This window comes from Marinobacterium aestuarii (genome assembly GCF_001651805.1).
GTDB classification, from domain to species: Bacteria; Pseudomonadota; Gammaproteobacteria; order Pseudomonadales; family Balneatricaceae; genus Marinobacterium_A; species Marinobacterium_A aestuarii.
On record NZ_CP015839.1, the window covers coordinates 1466693 to 1489119 of the forward strand.

The following is a 22427-nucleotide window of genomic DNA, read 5'->3' on the forward strand; positions in this document are numbered from 1 at the left end:
GCAAAGGGGTTAGGCACGCCGGGCTTTGTCAGTAGTTATAGGACGCTGACAAGGATCCGTAACTGTGGCCGCTGGATTGGCCCTCGAATTCGCGACTGCGGTGTACCCGCGCAAAGGACAGTTTCCAGCGCTCGAAAAGGGCGGAGACGCCGATGGCGGCTTCGCCCACCAGTGGCTCCTTGCTGACCGAGTGGCTGTTGCGCCAGCTGTTTCCATCCAGAAAAATATCCTGCAGTACCCAGCGGCCATCGACGGAAATAAAGCCGTGCAGGCCCCAGCTACCGTAGTAGCGAGGGTCGCGGCGCCCCGGTGCACTGTTGTCGCCACCAGGGCGCAGGGCCGAGGTGCCAAAGTCATCGGGCAGGTGCCAGCCTGCGCGCAATTCTGCGCCCGCGTTGGCATAAGTGGTGACGTTGCCAAGGCTGGCGCCGCCGTGCCAGATGAAATCGATGCCCAGGCCCGAGGGGCGACTTTCGGTCTGGCTGCGTTCCTTGTGTTCATAGACCAGCTGCAGGCCGGGCTCATTTTTGATCTGGTTGTCCCAGCCCTGGAATTTGTCGAAGCCGCGCAGGTCGTGGATAAAGTCCTGCGCTTGCTGGCCCAGCGCCACGGGACCGACGAAGCCCAGGTTGAGCTCCACCGAGTTCAGCTTGTTGCGAGTTTTGGCGTGATAGCCCACGCCGCCGTACAGCCAGGCCGCATAGGGGCGATCGTTGAGGTCGAGGGTGGTACGAACACTATCCTCTGGGGTGAAAATCTGCTGCCCCAGCGTCAGTACTATGTTGCGTCTGACGGCGTCGATGCGCGATTCGGGCACCGGGTAGAAGGGCTCGAACCAGTCGTTTACCGTGAGCACCCAGTCGGGCAGGCGTGGATCGTAGAGAAAGTTGTCTATATCCGGGGACACGGCGGAAAAGCGGATACCGTTGGTGTAGTTCTGATCGGTTTGAGCGAACAGATCGTTTTCCAGATAGAAGTTGTAGGTCCAGGGCTCATCTTCTGTGGCCAGTGCTGGCCATGGCAGCAGTAATGGCAACAGGCCTGCGAGTAAGGCTTTCATTCGCATGGGGTCGACTCAGTTAAAATAGCTGCGGCGGCTTTTCTTGCGCAGTTGCTGCCACACCAGTACCAGCAGAACGACGAAGAGCAGGAGTGACAGGTGCGGTACCTGCAGGCCGAGCAGGCTCCAGTCCGTGCCGCTGGCGCAGTTATCAGCCAGGGCCTGGCTAATGGATTGCAGTGCAGAAAGGGCATCAGGCGGCGTGTCTGCTGTGCAGTCCGGCGTGGCGGTGGCGTTGATCCAGGCATGTTTCAGGCTGGTGGCCAGGCCTGCGATGAGCAGCAGCAGATTCAGTCCCGACAGCAGGCGCTGCAGCCAGGGCCTGGGGTTCAGTATCCAGCCAATGCCAAACAGCAGCGTCAGACAGAGGAAAATGAATCTTGTCAGGGTGCACAGCGGGCAGGACTCCAGCCCCTGTTCCTGCTGCAGGTAGAGCAGGGCGAACCCCAGTGCACCGGCGCAGATGCTTAAACCGATAAAATTGCTCAGACGATATGACATGCCGGAGGTGGCAGACTTGGGAATCACGCGCAGTCCTTTCGTTGCAGTTCAACTGTGGTTTGGCTCACTTGCGCTGCCAGGCGCCACCCTCGGTCTGGATATACTGACCGCCGCCGGTTTTTTGCTGCAGACGCTGGCCGATGCGCAGTTCGATGATCTGCAGTTCAACCCCCGCGCTGCTGGCGCTTTCCTGGTAGGCCTGCTTGCGTTTGCTGTTGATGTCCGCCACCAGCGTCTTGACGTCTGCGGACGGATTGTTCACGACTATGCCCAGGTAGCCGTTGCTGCGCTCGCCGACCAGCCCCTGACTTTTGGCATCATCCAGTGACAGGGCCCAGGCGGACGTCGCCAGCAGACTGGCGGTGAGAGCAATCAGTGACAGTAGTGATTTAAGCGTGTTGTTCATGGCAACGTCCTTAGAAGAGATTGCTGTTTTCTTTGAGCAGGGAATCGATTTCCCTATCAACCTTGACCAGGATTTCATGTTCAATCTTGACGTTCAGGTTGATGGTGATCGGCTCATTGGGCATGGCGACCTGCACGGTTGGCGTGCATGCGCCAAGCAGAACGCCGGCCGTGAGCAGCGAGGCCCTGGGCATTAATCGGTGTAGGTACATATGCGTGTCTCCTCCAGGGCTCGGCAGTGCTGTGACTGCGAGTCAGCTCTCAACGGTAACGCTTCTCGATCGATTCCGTCAATTTGTCCGTAAATTGCAGCGTCTGCATCAGTTTAAGCAGGTTCTGCTCGATATTGATGCTGAAATCGACCGGTCTGCCATTATTCCAGTCCGGGTTTCTGCCCTGCAGCCGTGTATTCATCAGGGCAGCGCCGCTGGCGTCGTATTGCAGCTTGACCGACAACGCCTCGTACTGAAAGTTTTTCAGCGCCTTTAGCGCCATGGCCATGCCCTGGTGAGCCTGGCCCAAGGCGGCCACCTTGGCATCGGGTGCAAAGCGAATCTCGCCCGGGCCTTCGCTGGCAATCAGGCCATCCCGTACCTGAAACCCGCTGGCATCAAAGGTCAGCGGCAGTCGACCGGACAACAGGCCTTCGCCACTGAGGCCTTCCTGCTGCTGCAGCTCGAGCACCTTGGCCAGTTGCAGCTGTTGCAGTCTCAGTTCTGTGCTCAGTGTGGGGGACAGGGGATTTATCGCAACTGAATCAAGCGCCAGGGCGCCGCCGAGCAGTTGTGCGGTGAGGCTATTCAGTTGCAGGACGGGTGTCTGTGCCGGTGTTTGCCGATAGCCATAGTCCAGCGCAATGGCCTGTAGCGGGAAGCCGGTATCCAGGCGCTCGACCTGTACCTGTCCTTGGTGGAGCAGCTGGCCGCTGTGGCGCAGCTCGGTACTGGACTGCCAGTTGAGGCCCTGCAGTTCAAGGGCGCCCCAGCGTGCGGCGAGTTGATCGGTGTGCTGTTCCAGGCGCAGTGCGAGGCCGCGGCTGCTGATATTGGCGCTGCCATTATGGTGCAGCACGCCTGCGCTGACACTGAGTTCAGGTGGTGCCGGGGGATAATAGCGGTTCCACAGACGCTCGGCCTGTTGCAGTGACAGCGGGCTGGCCTGCCAGTGGATATCGCTGACAAAGGGTGACAGGCGGGTGCTGGCGCGGCCCTGCAGCTTGAGTGCAGGATCCGCCAGGTCCAGTGTAAAACGGTTGCTGAGCACCGAGTCTTTGAGTTCAAAGCGGCTGTCCAGTGCGGCCAAGGGGAAGGGCTGCCCCGGCATCTGCCAGTTGATCTCGGCGATGCGCAGCCGACCGGCGGCGCTGTACTGCTGCAGATCCAGCTGGCTGATATCGAGCCTGGCCGGGCTGAGCTTGAGGGTGCCGCGGGCATGCTGCAGCGCGGGGCTTTGCAGCAGCAGCTCAAAGGCGGGTAATTGCAGCGGCGCAGTATCCGCATCGTCCAGGCGTCGGGACCATTGCAGCGGGGTCTGTAGCTGCGCGCTGGCCTGCACGGGCGCGAATCCGGGAAGGGCCAGGCCGCTGAGGTCGACCCGGCTGCCAGCGGCCAGGCTGAAACTCAGGGTACCTGCCGCAAGGCTCAGGCTGGCATCCAGTGGCAGTTGCACACGCTGCAGCTCAGGCCGATTCAGATCAAGCTGCAACGCGCCGGCCAGGTTTTGTTCCAGGGTCATCTGCTGCAGCCAGTGGTCGCTTTCAAATGCGAGGGGCAGGCGCAGCAGGCCCTGGGCCTCAACTCGGCCCTGGATGGCGGGCATCTCGTCGGATAAGCGCTGGCCGGAGAGCTGATCGCCTAATAACAGGGGGCTGGGCAGCTGTTGCAGCCAGCGCAGGGCCTCGGCCAGCTCAAGTGATTGCCGCAGCTGAATCTCCAGTTGCCCAGCGTCCTGGCGCAGTTCGCCACGGGCCTGGTAAACGGGATTGTTATCCTGCAGCAGGCTCAGTTCAAAGCGGTTGTCCTCATCCAGCGCCAGATCGAGCCAGCCCAGGGCGCTGTCGTTTTCAAATAGCTGCATGCGACTGTGCAGTTGGCCCTGGTGCAGGTCGATGTTGCCGCGCAGGCCGCGACTGGGTTGGCCCTCGGTCAGCAGGCTGAGGTCGAGCTGGCCAACCTGGAGGCGGTCAGCCGGTGCCAGTGCGAGCCAGGCCGCGGGCAGTAACGGGCGCAGATCCAGCGCGGCCGGGTCAGACGCGGTGCCTGGCTGTGTTTGCAACTGCAGTTTGAGGCTGGAAATGCGCAGGCTGTTCAGATGCAGCTGGCCGATCAGATCCAGCGGATCGTACTCGATCAGAACGGGGCCCGAGTCGAGGGTGATACGCTGGCCATTCTGTTGCTGGCTGAGCCTGAAGCTGCGAATCTGCAGCCGGTTCCAGCCCGGGTAGTCCAGTTCGATACGGGGTTGCTCGATGCCACGGGCCTGCAGCCAGCGCTCGATGCTGTAGCTGGCGAGCCTGGGCAGCAGCGCGTACAGCAGTGCGAGCAGCAGCAGGGGTGTTAGAAGCCAGAGGGCCGGGCGCATTGAATCTCCGAAGTCGAGGCCCTTCAGGGCGTGGCGGGGCTGATAGCAGGGACTCTGTATTGCTGGATAAATTCACCCAGCAGGCGAAATTCATCGGCCCGGGCGGCCTGGCGGCGCCACATCAGGCCGATGGCGCGTTGAACGCCTGTCTCTGCAAATTCACGGGTCTGCACATCGGTGCCGGCGAGGATAGGTGTGTCCAGCGCCATGCGGGGCAGCAGGGTAATACCGATGCCGTTTGCCACCATCTGGACCAGGGTATTCAGGCTGGTGGCCTGATAGGGCATCGACAGGGTTGCACTGGTGAGATGGCAGGCGGCGAGGGCGTGTCCGCGCAGGCAGTGGCCTTCTTCCAGCAGCAGCAAATCCTGTCCGGCCAGATCCTGGGTGTACAGCTGCTCAACCCGGTTCAGCGGATGCTGTGATGGGCAGGCCAGTACAAAGCCATCGTAAAACAGGTGCATGCACTGGACCGCATCCGCCGGGAAGGGAATGGCCAGCAGCAACAGATCCAGGTCGCCCTGGTGCAGTGCATCCACCAGATGCTGGCTCAGGTCCTCACGGATATAGAGCTGAAACTGTGGATGCTGGGCGCGCAGGCGATTGAGCAGGCCGGGTAGCAGAAAGGGGGCGATGGTGGGAATAACCCCCAGGCGCATGCGGCCACTCAGGGGCGGCACCGCCTGTTCGCACAGGGCTGCCAGATCATCCACGGCGTTCAGTATCTGATGGCTGCGGGTCACCACCGCGGCGCCTACCTCGGTGAGCAGCACGCGCTTGTTGTTGCGCTCCAGCAGCACCACGCCCAGGTGCGCTTCCAGCTCGGCAATACCGGCACTCAGGCTGGACTGAGACACATGGCAGGCACGGGCGGCGCGACCAAAGTGCAACTGCTCGGCCACGGCGCAGAGGTATTTGAGCTGTTTGAAGGTCGGCGGGTGAGTCATCGGAAAATTCGATCATTGCATGAGAATTTATCTATTGTACAGATTCTAGTTGTCCGCCTACTTTTTAACCAGGGCGGCGCGGCCGTGAACGCCATTCGCCCCCTTGAAGCAGCGTTTTCCCCATAGTGTCAGGAGGTGCGTCATGTCGCTCAAAGGTTCCCAGACCGAACAAAACCTGAAGGACGCCTTTGCCGGCGAATCCCAGGCCAATCGCCGCTATCTGTATTTCGCCGCCAAGGCGGACGTTGAAGGCTACAACGATGTGTCCGCCGTGTTCCGTTCCACCGCAGAAGGTGAAACCGGTCACGCCCATGGTCACCTGGAATATCTGGAAGAAGTGGGGGACCCGGCCACCGGCTTGCCGATCGGTGCCACTGGGCTGAACCTCAAATCCGCCATTGCCGGTGAAACCCATGAATACACCGACATGTATCCGGGCATGGCTAAAACCGCCCGTGCGGAAGGCTTCGATGAGGTCGCCGACTGGTTCGAAACCCTGGCCAAGGCAGAACGCAGCCACGCCAATCGCTTCCAGAAAGCCCTCGACGGCCTGGATGGCTGAGCAGAAGCTTGTTTAGGGGGAGGGCCTGGGTGTTCTCCATCAGTGCTCTCCAGTATCTGCCTGCATGAGTACTTTGCGGCTAACTTTCAGGTAACCGAGCCATGAGCCAGAGCAAGATATCGCGCGAGGGCAGCCTTGAGGCGCCCACCCGCCATCCAATCGACTGGCAGTCGCCGGCTTTTTACGACAGCGCGGCGCTGAACCAGGAGCTGGAGCGGGTGTTCGATATCTGCCACGGATGCAGGCGTTGCGTCAGTCTCTGTGATGCCTTCCCGACCCTGTTCGATCTGGTGGACGAGTCCGACACCATGGAGGTGGATGGCGTCGACAAGGCGGATTACATGAAGGTGGCGGATCAGTGTTACCTCTGTGATCTGTGCTACATGACCAAGTGCCCCTATGTGCCGCCCCACGAATGGAATGTGGATTTCCCGCATTTGATGCTGCGTGCCAAGGCGGTGCATTTTCAGCAGACAGGGGCGTCCTGGCGGGATCTGACACTGACCAGTACCGACCGTGTCGGGGCGCTGGCGTCGATTCCGCTGATCGATGTGACCGTGAATGCCATGAACGCCAACGCGGGCTTTCGCAATGTGTTGGAAAAATCCCTCGGCGTACACCACGAAGCGCCCTTGCCCAAATATCACAGCAAGACCCTGCGCAAGCGTGTCGCGCCACTGCGGCAGTCGCTGAGTCCGCTGCAAATCAATGGGACAACCGGCAAGGTGGCGCTCTTTGCGACTTGCTATGGCAATTACAACAGCCCGGAGCTGGGGGAGGATCTGTTCCGGGTATATCAGCACAACGATATCCATATCGAGATGGTGCCGCGGGAGAAGTGCTGCGGCATGCCGAAGATGGAACTGGGCGATCTTGAGTCGGTTGCCCGGGCGCGGGACTTTAATATTCCACTGCTGGCCCGGTTGGTGGATGAGGGCTTTGATCTGATCGCGCCCATTCCCTCCTGCGTACTGATGTTCAAGCAGGAGCTGCCGCTGCTGTTTCCCGATGATGCCGATGTCGCCAAGGTGCGGGCCGCTTTCTTTGATCCGTTTGAGTATCTGTGGCTACGACACCGGGAGGGCGGGCTTAAGCTGGACTTTACCCAGGGGCTGGGAGACATCAGCTATCAGGTGGCCTGTCATCTGCGGGTGCAGAATATCGGCCTTAAAACCCGTGATGTGCTGAGTCTGGTGCCGGGCACCCAGGTGCATGCGATTGAGCGCTGCTCCGGCCATGACGGCACCTATGCGGTGCGCACCGAGACCCGCGACAAGTCGGTAAAAATTGCCCGCCCGGTGGTGCGCAAGGTGGAGCAGCAGCAGGCGGATCACTTTGCCAGCGACTGCCCCATGGCTGCGACCCATATTGCCCATCTGAGCGCCGGGGTCGATCATGCCGAGCACCCCATCAGCCTGTTGCGCAAGGCCTACGGCATTTGATGCGACTCTTTCATTCCCCTGTACAGACTGGAGCCCTACCATGGACAAACTGACCCCGCAGGATCTCTGGCCATTGGAAACCTATGCCCGCATGCGCGGTGATTTTCGCGCCCGGGTGATGGCCCACAAGCGTGATCGTCAGCTGCTGCTCGGTGAACATCTGCGCCTGCTGTTCGAGGATCGCACCACGGTGCAATACCAGGTTCAGGAAATGCTGCGCATCGAAAAACTGTTTGAGGAGGCCGAGATTCGGGATGAACTTGATGCCTACAATCCGCTGATTCCGGATGGCTCGAACTGGAAGGCGACGCTGATGATCGAAATTGCCGATGTACCGGAGCGGCGTCGGCGTCTACAGGCGATGGTCGGTGTCGAACACAGAGTCTGGATACAGGTGGGCACGCTGGAGCCGGTATTTGCCATTGCCGATGAGGATATGGAGCGCAGCAACGAAGAGAAGACCTCCAGCGTGCACTTTCTGCGTTTCGAACTTACGCCTGCCATGCTGAGCGCCGCCGCGCGGGGGCGGGCGCTGCATGCCGGTGTCGATCATCCGGCCTGCAGCATTGCCGGACAGTTGCTTGAGCACGGGCTGCAGGCTGCGCTGCAGGGGGACCTGGTCCCGCGGCATTAAGGGCGGGGCTTTACGCTATAGGGAGAGGGGCTGCGATTAGCGCAGCTTGCGCACCACGTTAATGCCGTCGCGCACCGTCAGGAAGATGTTTTCCACATCGGGGTCGGCGGCGATACGGCGGTTGAGCTCCACCAGGGTGTCGTCTATATCGGATTCGGGCTGAATGACCTTGCCGGACCAGAGCATATTGTCCAGCACTATGAGCCCGCCCGGGCGGGTCATGGTCTTGACCCGTTCGTAGTACTCAAGGTAGCTGCGCTTGTCGGCGTCGATAAAGCTGAAATCCAGCTCCAGATCCAGGGTTTCCAACGTATCCAGCGCCCGGCCGAAGATCACCTCGATCTTGTGGCCGTGCTCGCTGCGATCAAAAAATCCCTGGGCGAACTCAATGGCACGGGGGTTGGTTTCACAGCAGATCAGGCGGCCGTCGTCGGGCATGCCTTCTGCGATCGACAGCGCCGAATAGCCGGTGAACATGCCGATTTCCAGCGCGACTTTGGGTTGTGCCAGCGCCACCAGCATTTTCAGTGTGCGCCCCACCAGGCGGCCCGACAGTTTCTGCGGCCAGCCCATGTTTTCGTTGGTGGCATCGATCAGCTCCTGCAGTAATGCAGGCTCTGCGCCGGTGCTGATAAAGGCGTAGTCTTCAATGGCTTCGTGGACGAGAAAGTCGGTCATGGCAAGGCGCGCACTGTCATTTACAAGGGGGCGCCATTCTAGCAGCCTGTCGGACTTAACGTTAATCTACTGCGGAAAAGCCGATTTTGGTCATTTCCCGCGCTCTTTTTCGTTAAATAGAACCACTATTCGTCTCAAAAGAGCTCAAAAACTGCCTCAAAACGGACTTTCCCTCGCTACGATCGGTCAAGCCCGACAGGCTGCTAGCTTTTTTTGCCGTCCTGCAGGGCTCCCGGTATGCCGGCACAGCGATGCTGCACCCGGGGGGCGCAGGTAGTTGCGGCTCAGAGGTGCCCCCCGCTCAAGTTACTTTATACCGCTCAGGGCTGTGTCAGCGTCGCCCAGTCAAAGTCACGGATGCGCCTGGGCGCAATGTAGTAAATCAGCGCGCCGGGCTGCAGCTCCATATCCAGCGGCGGATTAATCTCGGGTTCGCCGTCCGCCTCCTGATCCACCGCGATCAGGGTGGCCTGGTAGTGTTCCTTCAGGGGCGCATAGAGGCGGCGAATGCTGATCGGTGGCAGCGGCTCGGGGTAGCATACCGAGTACTGGGTCATGCCGTCGCCTGCGCTCAGCAGCTGGCGGTGCAGGGCGCTGGAGCCTGGGTCCATGGCGGCCTTGACCATCAGCTCCACCGCGACCGAGGGCGTGCACTCGATATTGGGGCAGTGGTGGCGCAATAGCTGGCTCAGAGACTGGTCGCGAAAATAGGCGATGCTGTGGGCGTGGGGGTTGCGGCTGTGGCTGTAGAGCGCGGCGGCCAGGGTACTGTCGTCCCGGGCGCAGTCGATGATGATGCTGGAGGCCTGGTCAATGCAGCAGCGCTGCATGTCAGCGGGGTCGTTGTAGGCCGACACGCGCACGAATTCGATTTCCCCCGGCAGCGGATTCTCGATTTCGTCGCTGACACACAGGCACAGCGTGCGGCCCAGGTTCTGTTGCGCTTCAATCAGCAACAGGCGCAGCAGCTGAGGCGTGCGGTGCGGATCCCAGCCGATAACCAGGATGTGTTCGTTCAGGTTCAGTGCCTTCATGCCCATAATGCCCTTTCTCCATTGGTAGGCGCTGAAGGCGGCAACCTTGCCGACTGTCAGCGCGAACAGGCCCAGACCGATTGGAATAACGAAAAATGCGCTAAACAGCTTGCCCCCCATAGTGGCGGGCGACAGGTCACCGTAGCCGACCGTGGAGGCCGTGACGATGATCCAGTAGAGGTAGTCGGCGCCCGCCAGTGCGGTTTCCCCCAGCAGGCGCAGTACCAGCCAGCACAGCAGCATATAGGCCAGCAGTGACATTAGCAGGCCCTGCCACTTCATTTCCTTGAAGTTGTGGTAAATCAGCTTGCGCAGGCGTTTGAACAGCAGCATGGCGAGGGTACTTTGCAGATGTCTGTAAGGCGGTGATGCCGGGCCATGGATACTAACAACCCAGGCCCGCGAGGTCGATGGCGGGGAAAACAGGGGCGGGCGTGGAGGGGGGAGGGGCAAAGCAGGCTTGGTGTCATGCTGTTCAAGGGCTGGGGATAAGACGGTAAATCCCGTACAATGCGGCCGTCCATGACCTCACAGGAGCCTACCCCTTGGAACCCCTCGTATTATTCTTGCTCAGTGGTTTTGTGTCCATGTCCGCGGCCCTCAGTGCCGGGGCCATTAACAAGCTGCCCGATGAGCAAAAGCCGCCGTTTGCGCTGCAGCGCAGTGGCCAGTTGTGGGTAGTGATGATCGGCAACTTCGCCGCGCTGACGCTGCTGGGAGCCATGGCCTATGGTTTTCGTCTGCTGGATTGGTGGATCCCGTTGCTGTGCATTTTCCTGACCTTCCCGGTGGCGCACCTGGTGCTGCTGCAGCCGCTGCTCGGCCATGTACGCACACTCTTTGTGATGGCACCGCTGGTGCTGGCTTCAATCGCCGCGCTCTATACTTACTGGTAGTGACCCATGGGTATTGCGACAGGAAGCGAAGGCTTGATTACGGTACTGGGGTATGGCTCTTTGCTGTCGCAGCGCTCGGCGCTGGAAACGGTGCCGAGCCTCACCGGCTTCAGACGGGTGCGCCTTCCTGGCTACAGGCGCATTTTCAACAAGGTCGGGGTGGTGTTTTTCAGTCGCCACGGTGCTGATGCTGCAAGCCTTGAAATTGCCTCTTGCTCCACGCAGGCGATGGCGGGCTGCGAGATTATCTGCTCGGCCTTCGAAGTGCCCGAGGCGGATTTTTCCGCACTCTACGAACGTGAACACCGTTATCGCTGGGTCGAGGTTGTGGCACTGGATGAGGCTGGTATGCCGGTTCAGGGGCGTATCTGTACCAGCAGCACTGACATGGATTACCGTCTTAACAAGTGCGTGACCCACGCGGAGTATTATCGTCGCGTAGGGCAGTATTACAGCGGCCCGCTGTGGCGCGATGATATTCTGCCCTTTCCGCGCTACCTCGCCTTCTGTCTTGAGGCGGCGGCCTCCCAGGGGCAGGCGGTGCTGGACAATTTTATGGACAGCAGTTATCTGGCAGATGGGTGCACCAGTATCCGCCAATACCTGGGTAGCCTTGAGCCTCCGTTGCAATGGCAGGGGAGCAGGGGCGGTTACAGTTACCGGGCGCGCTGAACGCTGCCGTTCAATAAGTTTTTAGCCAAACCTGTGACTTTTATATTCAAGATCAGGTTTTGATATCTTGCTCGATAAATCAAAAACAATTTTTGATTTATTTTAGATTAATCAATATTAAATATTGATGTTTATTTTATTTATCAAAATCTATTCTTGATTTTTATTTTAATCATTCCTCAAAAGCGGGTGAGTTAATTAGCATCAGGGGCGGAAAAACTTTGCCGCCGAGAAAAAACTAGAAGACTGAAAAACAAAGAATTTTGCTAAACTTCGGTAAAACATTGCCGATATAAAGGTGGTAAGTGCTGTTGTTTTTTTGTACATTTTGTTTCAATCTCTTGCTATGACTGCAGTTAGCAAAAGGTCGATTGAAGTTGGCGTGGTTCTTGCGATATTTAACCAAAACGCCTTTCTATACGGACTTAATCCACAGCGGATGATGGCAAGATGGTAACCCCTAACAATATGATTGTCGGACTCGACATCGGCACCTCCAAGGTGGTCTGTATGGTGGGCGAGATGGATCCGAACGGGCGTATTGAACTGGTCGGAATAGGGGCCCAGCCTTCGCGTGGTTTGAAACGCGGTGTGGTCGTCAATATTGAGTCCACCGTGAGTTCCATCCAGCGGGCAGTGGAAGAGGCCGAGCTGATGGCCGGCTGCAAGATTCACTCCGTCACTGTGGGTATCGCCGGCAGCCATATCCGCAGTCTTAACTCCCACGGCATTGTTGCCGTGCGTGACCGGGAAGTGACCGAACAGGACCTGGAGCGGGTGATCGATGCCGCCCGGGCCGTGGCCATTCCCGCTGATCAGAAAATCATTCATATATTGCCGCAGGAATACCTGATCGATAACCAGGAGGGCATCAAGGAGCCGCTCGGGATGTCGGGTGTGCGTCTGGAAGCCAAGGTACATCTGGTGACCGGGTCCATCAATGCGGTACAGAACATCGAAAAATGCGTACGCCGCTGTGGGCTGGATGTCGACGGCATAGTGCTGCAGCCGCTGGCATCGAGCTATTCGGTCCTGACTGACGATGAAAAGGATCTGGGCGTCTGCCTGGTGGATATAGGTGGCGGCACGACCGATATAGCAGTCTTTACCGGCGGTGCCATTCGGCATACGGCGTCGATTCCGGTGGCGGGCGATCAGGTCACCAATGATATCGCCATGGCACTGCGCACCCCCACCCAGAATGCGGAAGAGCTGAAGGTCAAATATGCCTGTGCCCTGGCGCAACTGGCCGGTGCCGATGAGACCATCAAGGTTCCCAGTGTCGGCGAGCGGCCGCCGCGCAGCCTGTCGCGTCAGTCTCTGGCCGAGGTGGTGGAACCGCGCTACGAAGAGCTGTTTTCACTGATTCAGGCGGAGCTGCGTCGTTGTGGTTTCGAGGATCTGGTGGCCGCAGGCATAGTGCTGACCGGGGGTACCGCCAAGATGGAAGGGGCGGTTGAGCTGGCGGAGGAAATTTTCCATATTCCGGTGCGGCTCGCCAGCCCCACCGGCGTGCATGGCATGGAGGATATTCTGGGCAACCCGGTGTATGCCACAGCCCAGGGGCTGCTGCTTTATGCCAGGCAAAATTATAACGGCGCCTATTCCGGCCAGGGCGAAGCGTCAAGACGCGAGCCTCAGCCGATAGAAGTCACCGAGCAGCCGGGGCTGGTGGAACGCATGAAATCCTGGTTTCAGGGTAATTTTTAGTTTTTGTTCGTCGCAGGGCAGTTCATAACGTAAACAGGGCAGGTGTTCAGACGAAGAAGCTGGCACCTCGCAAGGAGGGGATCCAAATGTTCGAACTCGCTGATAGCATTGCGCAAAATGCCATCATCAAGGTGATAGGCGTGGGCGGCGGCGGCGGTAATGCCGTGCAGCACATGGTCAGCGCCGATGTTGAAGGTGTCGATTTTATCTGTGCCAATACCGATGCACAGGCGCTGTCGGGGCTTGCCGCCCGCAGTGTCATTCAGCTCGGTGGTGATTTGACCAAGGGGCTGGGTGCCGGGGCTAATCCGGAGATCGGTCGCCAGGCCGCGCTGGAAGACCGTGAACGTATCGCACAGATGCTCAGCGGTGCCGATATGGTATTCATTACCGCTGGCATGGGCGGTGGCACCGGTACCGGGGCTGCCCCCATAGTGGCCGAAGTGGCGCGTGAACTGGGTATTCTGACCGTGGCCGTCGTGACGCGGCCTTTCCCGTTTGAAGGCAAAAAGCGCCTCAAGATCGCGGAAGAGGGTATTCGCGAGCTGAAGGAGTGCGTCGATTCGCTGATTATAATCCCGAATGAAAAGCTGTTGCCGGTACTGGGCAGAAACTGCAGCCTGATCAATGCCTTCAATGCCGCCAATGATGTCCTCAGGGGCGCGGTGCAGGGTATTGCCGATCTGATTATCCGCCCCGGCATGATCAACGTCGATTTCGCCGACGTCCGCACCGTGATGTCCGAAATGGGCATGGCGATGATGGGTACCGGCAGTGCCCGCGGTGAAGGCCGCGCACGGGAAGCCACTGAAGCGGCCATCAATAGCCCGCTGCTGGAAGATGTCGACCTCAAGGGCGCGCGCGGCGTGCTGGTGAACATTACCGCAGGGCTTGACCTGAGCCTTGGCGAGTTCTCCGAAGTCGGCAGTATTGTCGAGCAGTACGCCTCTGACAACGCCACCATAGTGGTGGGTACTGTTATTGATCCGGAAATGAGTGACGAAATTCGCATTACAGTGGTTGCGACCGGTCTTGGACAGGTTCAGCAGCAGGAAGTGCGGGTCGCTAATGGTGGCTCCGCCAGCGTGACATCCCGCCCGGGCCCCGGCAAACCGACCACCGACTACAGCCAGCTGGAGCTGCCGACCGTGCTGCGCAATCGCGCAGATGAACGTGCAGCCCGTGCGGCGCCTGTGGCTGCGACCGAAGCGCCGGCCCAGGCGTTGCAGCGCACCGGTACCGACGATATGGATTTTCTGGATATACCGGCGTTTCTGCGCCGCCAGGCCGACTGATTCGACTGCTTGTTGCGGCCTTGCCTGTTCTATAGCGCCGCTACCCTTTTTGCATGATCTTTTGAGGCTGCCCCTTTGGGGTGGCCTTTTTTCTTGGTGCTTAACTGGGGTATCTAGGTAGTACTACTTAGGTTCGTCAGTAGAATCCGCGCCTGCGGTTGCGGGCCTGCTGCGCATTAGTGCGAATGGCGGTGCTGGCGGCGAATCGTCACCATAGCGCAACGGCTCCGACACGGGCCTGATGCGGGTGTGCAGGGCCAAACAGGCCATGCGCGCACTTGAAGCCCCTACTGGGGGCAGCCAGTCAAAAGGTGACAATAACAATGTTTAAACTCCCTGTTGCACGCACCCTGATTGCGGCGGCGGCTTGCGTAGCCTCGCTGTTCAATCCGGCCCAGGCCGAAGAAAAGGTTTACCGCCTGAAAATGGCCGAAACCTGGCAGACCAACTTCCCGATCTTCGGCGATGCGCCGCGCAACATGGCCGCCATGGCTGAGAAAATGTCCAATGGTCGCCTGAAGATCACCATCGACTCCGCCAACAAGCACAAGGCGCCGCTGGGTGTGTTTGACATGGTTCGCGCCGGCCAGTACGACATGGGCCACTCGGCGTCTTACTACTGGAAAGGCAAGGTCCCCAATACCCTGTACTTCACCACCATGCCCTTTGGCATGACCACCCCCGAGCAGTACGCCTGGTTCTACCAGGGCGAAGGCATGGACCTGATGCAGGAGGTGTACGAGCCCTTTAACCTGCTGTCCTTCCCCGGTGGCAATACCGGCAACCAGATGGGCGGCTGGTTCCAGAAAGAGATCAACTCGCTGGATGATATCCAGGGCCTGAAAATGCGCATTCCGGGCTTTGCCGGTGAAGTGCTGGCGAAACTGGGTGCCAACCCGACCAATATCCCGCCGGGCGAGCTTTACACCGCACTGGAACGTCGTACCATCGATGCGCTGGAGTGGGTAGGTCCCGGGCTTGACCTGCGTATGGGCTTTCACAAGATCGCGCCTTACTACTACACCGGCTGGCACGAGCCTGCCACCGAGCTGCAGTTCCTGATCAACAAGCGCAGCTGGGAAAAGCTGCCGGCGGATCTGCAGGAAATCCTGCGCGTCTCCATGCGTACAGCCTCCTATGACATGTATATCCAGAACTACGATGCCTCGGCCACCGCCTGGGCGGAAATGAAAACCGAGTTCCCGGAGATCCAGGTCAAGACGTTCCCGAACGATGTAATGGCCGCGCTCAAGGGTGCCAATGACGAACTGCTGCAGGAAGCTGCTGCCGCTGACCCGCTGGCCAAGAAAATCATCGAATCGCAGCAGAAGTACCAGGAACGGGTCCGGGTCTGGACCAATATTTCCGACCGCGCCTACCTGAACAGTCTGTCTGACTGATCCGTCCGACGGGAGCCTCTGGCAGCCTGTCGGACTTACCACTGATCTGCTGCGGAAAAGCCGAATTTGGCCATTTTTCGTCCTCTTTTTTGTTAAATAGAACCACTATTTGCCTCAAAAGAGCTCAAAAACTGCCTCAAATCGGGCTTTCCCTCGCTACGATCGGCCAAGTCCGACAGGCTGCTAGTGGCTCCCGTTCCTGTATCAGGGGCCTGGTTCCGCGCCGGGTGTGCGTTTCGAGAAAGATGCCGAGGTGTTTCCATGCTGATGTTGAAACTGGAGCGTGCGGTCAACCGGGTTTCGGACCTGTTTGGCAAGGCCGCTGCCGTGCTGTTTGTGCTGCTGCTGTTTAACGTGTTCTACGACGTTGTGAGCCGCTATGCGTTCAATGATGTCTCTATCGCCATGCAGGAAATGGAGTGGCACCTGTTTGCGCTGATGTTTCTGCTGGGGGTTCCCTTCACCCTGCGCGCCGATGCCCATGTACGCGTGGATATCATTTACGACCGCCTGAGTCTGCGCAAGCGCGCCTGGATCGATCTGACCGGCACCCTTTGTCTGCTGCTGCCGTTCTGTCTGCTGGTGGGCTGGTACGGTGTGGGGTTCGCCCATGAATCCTTCCTGCTGGGTGAGAGTTCCGGCGACCCGGGTGGCCTGGGGTATCGCTGGCTGATCAAGGCCGCCATTCCGTTCGCATTTTTTGCCACTGCCCTGAGTGGTTTCGGGCTGGCGCTGAAATCCGTTAATACCCTGCGGGGGCAGTCTGTGACCGACCTTCAAGGTGATCGCGCATGATCGGTATCGTAATGTTTTTCGCCGCCCTGGCGCTGCTGCTCAGCGGATTCCCGGTGGCTTTTATCTTTGGTGGCGTCGCGCTGCTGTTTGGTGTTTTTGCGCAAGGCGCGGATATTTTCGCCTTCATGCCGTTTCGTATTCAAAGCATCATGGAAAGTACCACTATGATGGCGGTGCCGCTGTTTATCTTTATGGGCCTGGTGCTGCAGAAAACTCGCCTGGCCGAGCAACTGCTCGAAGCCATGGCAAAACTCTTTGGCGGCGTGCGTGGCGGGCTGGCGATTTCCACCGTGCTGGTGGGCGCGCTGCTGGCGGCATCCACCGGTGTTGTGGGCGCTTCCGTCGTTGCCATGGGCCTGATTTCGCTGCCCGTGATGCTGAAATACAACTACGATAAATCCCTGGCCTGCGGCACTATCTGCGCATCCGGCACCCTGGGGCAGATCATTCCGCCTTCCATTATCCTGATCATTCTGGGGGATGTGCTGGGTATCCCGGTGGGGGATCTGTTCAAGGCCGCGCTCTGGCCTGGTTTGATTCTGATCGGCGCCTATATCGTTTATATCCTTATCTATGCCTTTATGAATCCTGCCTCAGCACCGGCTCTGCCGGTGGATCCGAGCATCAGCCGCCGCAGCTACTACGGTCAGGCGCTTAAGGCGATACTGCCGCCGCTGGCACTGATTCTGGTGGTGCTGGGCTCTATCTTTGCCGGCATTGCTACGCCCACCGAGTCTTCAGCCCTGGGCGGGGTTGGTGCCCTGGTGCTGGCGCTGATCTATCGCCAGTTCAGTTTCAAGATGCTCTATGACGCTTCGCTGGAGACGGTGAAAGTCACCGCCATGGTATTTGCCATTCTGCTGGGCGCCACGGCGTTTTCGATGGCCTTCAGTTATACCGGTGGTGATTACATCGTCGAAGAAGTATTGACACAGCTGCCCGGCGGCCAGATGGGTTTCCTGCTGCTGTCGATGCTGGCCATTCTGGTGCTGGGCTTTTTTATCGACTTCGTTGAAATCAGCTTTATCATAGTGCCGATTCTGGCGCCGGTGGCCGATGCCCTGGGGATAGCGCCTATCTGGTTTGCGATCCTTATCGCCATGAACCTGCAGGCCAGTTTCCTCACACCGCCCTTTGGCTTTGCACTGTTTTACCTAAAAGGGGTCGCGCCGGACTCGATACGCACCACCCACATCTATAAGGGTGTCGTGCCTTTTATCCTGTTGCAGCTGGTGGTGCTGGTCACGATTCTGGCGTTCCCGGGTCTCTATGGTTTGACCTGAGCAAGGTCCGCCTGACACCGGTACTGTCGGCGCAGGTTTATACAGCTATCGCCATCTGCGGCGGCTCCGACTTCTGTCGGGGTCGCCGTTTTTTGCTGTTATCATGATCCTGCCGCGCAGCGGTACGGATTTGTTCACCAGAGGTGTCATGGGTATGTCATTAAAGGCCAAGCTGTTATTGCTGGCGATCCTGCCACTGTTGCTGGTGAGCAGCCTGGTGACCATGGTCAGCCTGCAGCAGGCGCGCAACCTCTCTGAGCAGGAAATCCGCATTTTCGAGGACAACCTGCTGAGCACCAAGCAGCGTGAGCTGCAGAATTATGTCAGTCTGGCGCTGACCTCCATTGATCATATTGTGGCCAATGCCGATGTGCATGATGAGGCGGCGAAAATTGAGGTCATGCGCATTCTGAGTGATCTTACCTTCGGCGATGATGGCTACTTCTTCGTTTATGACCGTAACGGCAAGGTGCTGGTACACCCGATTCTCACCGACCTGGTGGGGCAGGATCTGTATGACATGCAGGATGCGCGCGGCGACTATGTGATTCGCAGCCTGCTGCAGCGTGCCCGCGAGGGTGGCGGCTTTCATCGTTACCTGTGGCAAAAACCGTCCCGGGGCGAGTCGGAGGAAAAGCTCGGCTATGTGGTGAGTCTGCCCAAGTGGGGCTGGATGCTGGGAACAGGTCTCTATATAGACGACATCACCGAGGAAGTGGCGAAGATCCGCAGTGAAGTGACGCGCAATATCCGCAATACCTTCTTTACCGTACTGCTGATAGTGGCGGCGGCGGTGGCGGTGATTATCGTTATCGGCATAGCGCTGAATCTGCATGAAAGTCGCCTCGCCGATGGGCGCCTGCGCTCCCTGGCCCACAAGTCGATTCAGCTACAGGTGAGCCAGCGCCGCGGCTTTGCCCGGGAGCTGCACGATGGCATCAACCAGCTGATGGTGTCGGTGAAGTTTCGCATAGAGTCGGCCCTGAACAAGCTGTCCAAGGCCGGTGACAGTGCCTCGGCGACGGCTGATCTGCATCACGCCATGGCGGTGCTTAATGAAGCGATACAGGAAGTGCGCCGTGTGTCCCATAACCTGCGCCCCAGTATTCTCGATGACCTGGGGCTGGAGCCTGCGCTGCGCAATCTGCTGGATGAATTCAAGCTGCGCACCGGCATTCTGGTGGATCTGCGGCTCTCGCTGCCGGCGGCACGTCTGAATGATGATATTGAAACCACCCTGTATCGAGTGGTGCAGGAAGCCCTGACCAATATTGAAAAACATGCCGACGCCAGCCACCTTTTGGTGCGCAGTTGGTATAGCAGCGGGCTCTTGTGGCTTGAGCTGAAAGACAACGGCTGTGGCTTTGACCCCGATGACCTCTCGCCCCAGGCGGGCATTGGTCTGCGCAATATCCGCGACCGGCTGGAGCTGCTCGGTGGCGAGCTTGCGCTGGAATCGGCACCGGGGGAGGGGGCGCGGCTATGCATCGGCCTGCCGGCATGAGTTGCCCTGCAGTATTTATGTACGAGACTCGGGAGTATTAGAGCATGACCGTCGCTAAACCCATTCGCGTGCTGCTGGTGGACGACCACCCACTGGTGCTTGAAGGCATTTCGTCCCGGCTTGGCACCGAAGCCCATCTGGATGTCATCGGGCTGGCGTACAACGGCCAGGAAGCGCTGGAACTGGCTGAACAGCTGCAGCCGGATGTCGTGATGATGGACGTTTCCATGCCCGTGATGAGCGGACTTGAAGCGACCCAGATATTCCAGCAGCGCTTCCCCTCGGTACGGGTGCTGATCCTCAGCATGCACGACAACCGCGAGTACATACTGCAACTGATCCGTGCCGGCGCTTCGGGTTACATCCTCAAGGATGTCTCCTCCGATGAGCTGATAAAAGCCATCGAAACCGTGCACCAGGGCGGCACCTACTTCAGCGCCAGTGCGTCTCAGTCGCTGTTCAGTCTGGATGAGGCCTTTGCCGCGCCCCTGAGTCCATCGGCGCCTGATCCCGACTCGCAGCCACTGACACCGCGGGAGGAAACCGTACTGCGCCTGCTGGCGGAAGGTGGCAGTAACAAGGACATCGCCCGCACCCTGGATATTTCGGTGCGAACCGTGGAAACCCACCGGCAGAATATCAAGACCAAGCTCAACATCCAGACCGCCGCCGGCCTGACCCGTTTCGCCATCGAACAGGGCCTGGTGGAGCTGAAGTAGACTCCACGCGAGGCTTATCTTCGCAGTGCCTGACTTTTTCTTAAAAAATCAGATAAAAAGTTTGCAATACATGACCTTATCCATTAAATTACGCGGCCTCAACGTTACGCAACGGCAGCAAAAGCCCTCGGTGCTGTTGAGAAAAGAAGTAACGTTGGCGCTTGCGACAACGGTAACCAGTACGCCCAGGCATGCAGGTTACAAGTCTGAAAGGACAGTGCAGCATACAATATGGTGAGGTGTCCGAGTGGCCGACTCGGAGGCGAAGCCGTAGAGAACGTCGGAGCTTGCGACGACGGTAACGAGTACGCCCAGGCGTGCAAGTTACAAGTCTGAAAAGACAGTGCAGCATACAATATGGTGAGGTGTCCGAGTGGCCGAAGGAGCACGCCTGGAAAGTGTGTATACCGCAAGGTATCGAGGGTTCGAATCCCTCCCTCACCGCCATATTCTTAATTCTCTTTAAGTTTCAATGACTTAAAGGGAAATGTCAGTAAAAATACCCAGGTGTGACACTTAGCTATGACAGTTAGGGGTTTCGCTCATGCCTGCGCACTTACCACATACTTACCGTACTGCAACCGGGACTTACTACCTTCGCCTGATCTGGCCCAAGGCTGTTCTCGGTTTTTTGCCGTCCATTTCTTCTATATTCCGCTGCTCCCTTAAAACCAAAGAACGTTCCGTTGCTAAACACAGGGCTTTCGCACATATTAATTTTTTTAATGAATTAATTGCTAGCGTTTTAAAATACGAGTATTTTAAAAAAGAGTTAACCGAACATGAGGCCAATATAATGGCCCGGGGGGTGGTTAGTTACTTAAAAGGATTTGTAGAGAAGGATAGCAGTATGTTTTTAAAAAGCATTACACATCAGAGTAATAGTGGCAGTGAAGTTCGGTTTGACTACGGCTCTGCCGATCAAGACCTGGAAGCGCTGTTGAAGTATTTAAAAATGATGGGTGAGTATACAGAGATCTCTGAAGTGCATTCTGTATCTCGTCCTGCGGCTGTTTCTGGTGTGCTGGAAGAGTCTGCATCGGGGAATGGGGGGCAAATAAAAGGCTATAGCGTTCGTGAGCTTGCTGATGACTTTTTGCAGGATCGCCTGGTGGCGGGAAAGTGGAAGGACGAAAAAACCTTACAGATTAACGTCGGCCGGATTAACGCTATCGTCGAGATAATCGGAAAGGACAAAATTGTTGGTTCTCTCAAAAAGTCCGATATAGTTGACGTCAAAAAGACGCTACGTCAGTATCCTGCCCGACGTAATCTGGGCCACTCGGCGAGCGAGTCGCTACAGGTTTTGATGGCGCGGGATACTTATGCGCGCATATCTCCCAATACCGCCAAGGCGTACTTTGAAATCTGCCAGTCTCTGATACGTTTTGCCTACTCCAACGATGACCTTGAAAAAGATATTGCCCGCGATATCGATTTCCCGGCAGAAACCCTTGAAGAGGACGAAAAGCACCCGTTTGATCCTGCCGACCTGAAAGCTATCGTCAATGGGTATATGTATACCGCTGATTACACGGGTGGCAAGCGTCAGTTCCTGTCCGCGCACTTTTGGGTGCCTCTGATGGCCATGTACACGGGCGCTCGCTTGAACGAGCTATGTCAGCTGGGGGTTGCTGACATCCAGTGCGAAGGGGATATCTGGTGCTTTAATATTACCGATGAAGATGAACATCAGAACCTGAAGCGCAAAAGCTCGAAGCGCAAGGTTCCGATTCATAGTCAGCTTCTGAAGTTTGGTTTTATTGAGTATTGGGAATCGCGTAATAAGGCCGTAGTTGGCGATGCGTCAAATACAATGCTGTTTGAGGGGCTTGAGTACGAGAAAGGCAGTCGTTGGGGGCGTAAAGTTGGACGCTGGTATAATGGTGACGGCGAGGCGAAGGCCAATGGCTATCTCGACACAGTCCAGATTAAAAATCGTGGTAATAAATCCTTCCATAGTCATCGACATACGGTTATTGACCTGTTGCGGAATGCCGGTGTAGAAGAAGCGCGTATTGCTGCTATTGTCGGGCACGAGAATGCCAGTATGACGAGTAACTACGGACGTGGCTTCAATATTCAGTCGTTGAGTAAAGAAATAGAAAAAATACGCTATGACATGGATATGGAGCACGTCGATTACCCGCGTTTCTTGCGGATGAAAGATGATTTTGAACCGCGTCAGCGACGTACTCATCGCGTGAAACGAAAGCAGCCCATTCGTAAAGCTAAAGACGCCGCGTAATTTTTTATTTCGTGGTTGAGCATAGATGGAAAATTTATTTCCATCGATCAGTGTTTTTTGCC

The 22427-nt window shown here is 57.8% G+C and carries 21 protein-coding genes and 1 tRNA gene; 14 read left to right on the forward strand and 8 right to left on the reverse strand.

Annotated elements, in window-relative coordinates; all coding sequences use genetic code 11:
* Positions 1–28: 28 nt before the first annotated feature.
* From A8C75_RS06535 to A8C75_RS06560, 6 genes are read right to left on the reverse strand one after another with little or no spacing between them, the layout of a single operon-like run.
* Positions 29–1066 (reverse strand): lipid A deacylase LpxR family protein, encoded by a 1038-nt coding sequence (locus A8C75_RS06535; RefSeq protein WP_227819850.1) that lies wholly within the window; start codon positions 1064–1066, stop codon positions 29–31.
* Positions 1067–1075: 9 nt separating this feature from the next.
* Positions 1076–1588 carry a disulfide bond formation protein B gene (locus A8C75_RS06540; protein ID WP_067379714.1) on the reverse strand — a complete coding sequence of 171 codons (513 nt, stop codon included), beginning with the start codon at positions 1586–1588 and terminating at the stop codon, positions 1076–1078.
* Between the two features lie 37 nt (positions 1589–1625).
* On the reverse strand, positions 1626–1967 hold the full coding sequence (locus A8C75_RS06545) for a YdbL family probable chaperone protein (RefSeq protein WP_067379716.1): 342 nt from the start codon (positions 1965–1967) through the stop codon (positions 1626–1628).
* 10 nt (positions 1968–1977) lie between these two features.
* Positions 1978–2178 (reverse strand): YnbE family lipoprotein, encoded by a 201-nt coding sequence (locus A8C75_RS06550; protein WP_067379718.1) that lies wholly within the window; start codon positions 2176–2178, stop codon positions 1978–1980.
* Positions 2179–2227: 49 nt separating this feature from the next.
* A complete protein-coding gene (locus A8C75_RS06555) occupies positions 2228–4546 on the reverse strand; it encodes an intermembrane phospholipid transport YdbH family protein (RefSeq protein WP_067379721.1) in 2319 nt (772 codons plus the stop codon).
* 23 nt (positions 4547–4569) lie between these two features.
* Positions 4570–5493: a hydrogen peroxide-inducible genes activator gene (locus A8C75_RS06560; protein WP_067379723.1), complete on the reverse strand. Its 924-nt coding sequence runs from the start codon at positions 5491–5493 to the stop codon at positions 4570–4572.
* Positions 5494–5635: 142 nt separating this feature from the next.
* Between A8C75_RS06560 and A8C75_RS06565 the strand changes: the two genes are divergently transcribed.
* The 3 genes from A8C75_RS06565 (at position 5636) to A8C75_RS06575 (ending at position 8131) form a co-directional block, all read left to right on the forward strand.
* A complete protein-coding gene (locus tag A8C75_RS06565; protein WP_067379725.1) occupies positions 5636–6055 on the forward strand; it encodes a rubrerythrin family protein in 420 nt (139 codons plus the stop codon).
* Positions 6056–6156: 101 nt separating this feature from the next.
* Complete coding sequence (locus A8C75_RS06570) at positions 6157–7497, forward strand: heterodisulfide reductase-related iron-sulfur binding cluster (RefSeq protein WP_067379728.1); 1341 nt, start codon at positions 6157–6159, stop codon at positions 7495–7497.
* A 40-nt stretch (positions 7498–7537) separates the two neighbouring features.
* Positions 7538–8131: a DUF3501 family protein gene (locus A8C75_RS06575; protein ID WP_067379730.1), complete on the forward strand. Its 594-nt coding sequence runs from the start codon at positions 7538–7540 to the stop codon at positions 8129–8131.
* Between the two features lie 36 nt (positions 8132–8167).
* Here A8C75_RS06575 and A8C75_RS06580 read toward each other — a convergent pair whose 3' ends face one another.
* Both A8C75_RS06580 and A8C75_RS06585 read right to left on the reverse strand, forming a co-directional pair.
* A complete protein-coding gene (locus A8C75_RS06580) occupies positions 8168–8809 on the reverse strand; it encodes an O-methyltransferase (protein ID WP_067379732.1) in 642 nt (213 codons plus the stop codon).
* Between the two features lie 320 nt (positions 8810–9129).
* On the reverse strand, positions 9130–10176 hold the full coding sequence (locus A8C75_RS06585; protein ID WP_084783802.1) for a potassium channel family protein: 1047 nt from the start codon (positions 10174–10176) through the stop codon (positions 9130–9132).
* Between the two features lie 212 nt (positions 10177–10388).
* On the opposite strand from A8C75_RS06585, the gene A8C75_RS06590 reads away from it, so the two are divergent.
* From A8C75_RS06590 to A8C75_RS06640, 11 genes are all read left to right on the forward strand, one after another.
* Positions 10389–10739 carry a hypothetical protein gene (locus A8C75_RS06590; protein WP_067379734.1) on the forward strand — a complete coding sequence of 117 codons (351 nt, stop codon included), beginning with the start codon at positions 10389–10391 and terminating at the stop codon, positions 10737–10739.
* Positions 10740–10745: 6 nt separating this feature from the next.
* Positions 10746–11411, forward strand: coding sequence for a gamma-glutamylcyclotransferase family protein (locus A8C75_RS06595; RefSeq protein ID WP_067379737.1), 666 nt, complete (start codon positions 10746–10748; stop codon positions 11409–11411).
* A gap of 450 nt (positions 11412–11861) precedes the next feature.
* Positions 11862–13121: a cell division protein FtsA gene (gene ftsA / locus A8C75_RS06600; RefSeq protein WP_067379739.1), complete on the forward strand. Its 1260-nt coding sequence runs from the start codon at positions 11862–11864 to the stop codon at positions 13119–13121.
* 86 nt (positions 13122–13207) lie between these two features.
* A complete protein-coding gene (gene ftsZ, locus A8C75_RS06605; RefSeq protein ID WP_067379740.1) occupies positions 13208–14416 on the forward strand; it encodes a cell division protein FtsZ in 1209 nt (402 codons plus the stop codon).
* Positions 14417–14739: 323 nt separating this feature from the next.
* Positions 14740–15816, forward strand: coding sequence for a TRAP transporter substrate-binding protein (locus A8C75_RS06610; RefSeq protein ID WP_067379742.1), 1077 nt, complete (start codon positions 14740–14742; stop codon positions 15814–15816).
* Positions 15817–16077: 261 nt separating this feature from the next.
* Complete coding sequence (locus A8C75_RS06615) at positions 16078–16611, forward strand: TRAP transporter small permease subunit (protein WP_067379745.1); 534 nt, start codon at positions 16078–16080, stop codon at positions 16609–16611.
* Entirely contained in the window at positions 16608–17894 is a 1287-nt protein-coding gene (locus A8C75_RS06620) for a TRAP transporter large permease (RefSeq protein ID WP_067379747.1), read from the forward strand. Before A8C75_RS06615 ends, A8C75_RS06620 begins: the two co-directional genes overlap by 4 nt.
* Before the next feature lie 148 nt (positions 17895–18042).
* On the forward strand, positions 18043–19398 hold the full coding sequence (locus tag A8C75_RS06625; RefSeq protein ID WP_227819851.1) for a cache domain-containing protein: 1356 nt from the start codon (positions 18043–18045) through the stop codon (positions 19396–19398).
* A 44-nt stretch (positions 19399–19442) separates the two neighbouring features.
* Positions 19443–20117 carry a response regulator gene (locus A8C75_RS06630; protein WP_067379749.1) on the forward strand — a complete coding sequence of 225 codons (675 nt, stop codon included), beginning with the start codon at positions 19443–19445 and terminating at the stop codon, positions 20115–20117.
* Positions 20118–20476: 359 nt separating this feature from the next.
* Positions 20477–20564 (forward strand) — tRNA-Ser (locus A8C75_RS06635).
* Between the two features lie 97 nt (positions 20565–20661).
* On the forward strand, positions 20662–22365 hold the full coding sequence (locus A8C75_RS06640; RefSeq protein WP_084783803.1) for a site-specific integrase: 1704 nt from the start codon (positions 20662–20664) through the stop codon (positions 22363–22365).
* The last annotated feature ends 62 nt before the right edge of the window (positions 22366–22427 follow it).

Excerpts from the sequence above, each read along its gene's own strand:
- A8C75_RS06560 (WP_067379723.1), bottom strand. The coding sequence starts at position 5,493 with ATGACTCACCCGCCGACCTTCAAACAGCTCAAATACCTCTGCGCCGTG.
- A8C75_RS06535 (WP_227819850.1), bottom strand. The coding sequence starts at position 1,066 with ATGCGAATGAAAGCCTTACTCGCAGGCCTGTTGCCATTACTGCTGCCA.
- A8C75_RS06570 (WP_067379728.1), top strand. The coding sequence starts at position 6,157 with ATGAGCCAGAGCAAGATATCGCGCGAGGGCAGCCTTGAGGCGCCCACC.
- A8C75_RS06595 (WP_067379737.1), top strand. The coding sequence starts at position 10,746 with ATGGGTATTGCGACAGGAAGCGAAGGCTTGATTACGGTACTGGGGTAT.
- A8C75_RS06625 (WP_227819851.1), top strand. The coding sequence starts at position 18,043 with ATGGGTATGTCATTAAAGGCCAAGCTGTTATTGCTGGCGATCCTGCCA.
- A8C75_RS06615 (WP_067379745.1), top strand. The coding sequence starts at position 16,078 with ATGCTGATGTTGAAACTGGAGCGTGCGGTCAACCGGGTTTCGGACCTG.
- ftsA (WP_067379739.1), top strand. The coding sequence starts at position 11,862 with ATGGTAACCCCTAACAATATGATTGTCGGACTCGACATCGGCACCTCC.
- A8C75_RS06575 (WP_067379730.1), top strand. The coding sequence starts at position 7,538 with ATGGACAAACTGACCCCGCAGGATCTCTGGCCATTGGAAACCTATGCC.
- A8C75_RS06640 (WP_084783803.1), top strand. The coding sequence starts at position 20,662 with ATGCCTGCGCACTTACCACATACTTACCGTACTGCAACCGGGACTTAC.
- A8C75_RS06555 (WP_067379721.1), bottom strand. The coding sequence starts at position 4,546 with ATGCGCCCGGCCCTCTGGCTTCTAACACCCCTGCTGCTGCTCGCACTG.
- ftsZ (WP_067379740.1), top strand. The coding sequence starts at position 13,208 with ATGTTCGAACTCGCTGATAGCATTGCGCAAAATGCCATCATCAAGGTG.
- A8C75_RS06580 (WP_067379732.1), bottom strand. The coding sequence starts at position 8,809 with ATGACCGACTTTCTCGTCCACGAAGCCATTGAAGACTACGCCTTTATC.
- A8C75_RS06610 (WP_067379742.1), top strand. The coding sequence starts at position 14,740 with ATGTTTAAACTCCCTGTTGCACGCACCCTGATTGCGGCGGCGGCTTGC.
- A8C75_RS06585 (WP_084783802.1), bottom strand. The coding sequence starts at position 10,176 with ATGCTGCTGTTCAAACGCCTGCGCAAGCTGATTTACCACAACTTCAAG.
- A8C75_RS06550 (WP_067379718.1), bottom strand. The coding sequence starts at position 2,178 with ATGTACCTACACCGATTAATGCCCAGGGCCTCGCTGCTCACGGCCGGC.
- A8C75_RS06545 (WP_067379716.1), bottom strand. The coding sequence starts at position 1,967 with ATGAACAACACGCTTAAATCACTACTGTCACTGATTGCTCTCACCGCC.
- A8C75_RS06565 (WP_067379725.1), top strand. The coding sequence starts at position 5,636 with ATGTCGCTCAAAGGTTCCCAGACCGAACAAAACCTGAAGGACGCCTTT.
- A8C75_RS06630 (WP_067379749.1), top strand. The coding sequence starts at position 19,443 with ATGACCGTCGCTAAACCCATTCGCGTGCTGCTGGTGGACGACCACCCA.
- A8C75_RS06620 (WP_067379747.1), top strand. The coding sequence starts at position 16,608 with ATGATCGGTATCGTAATGTTTTTCGCCGCCCTGGCGCTGCTGCTCAGC.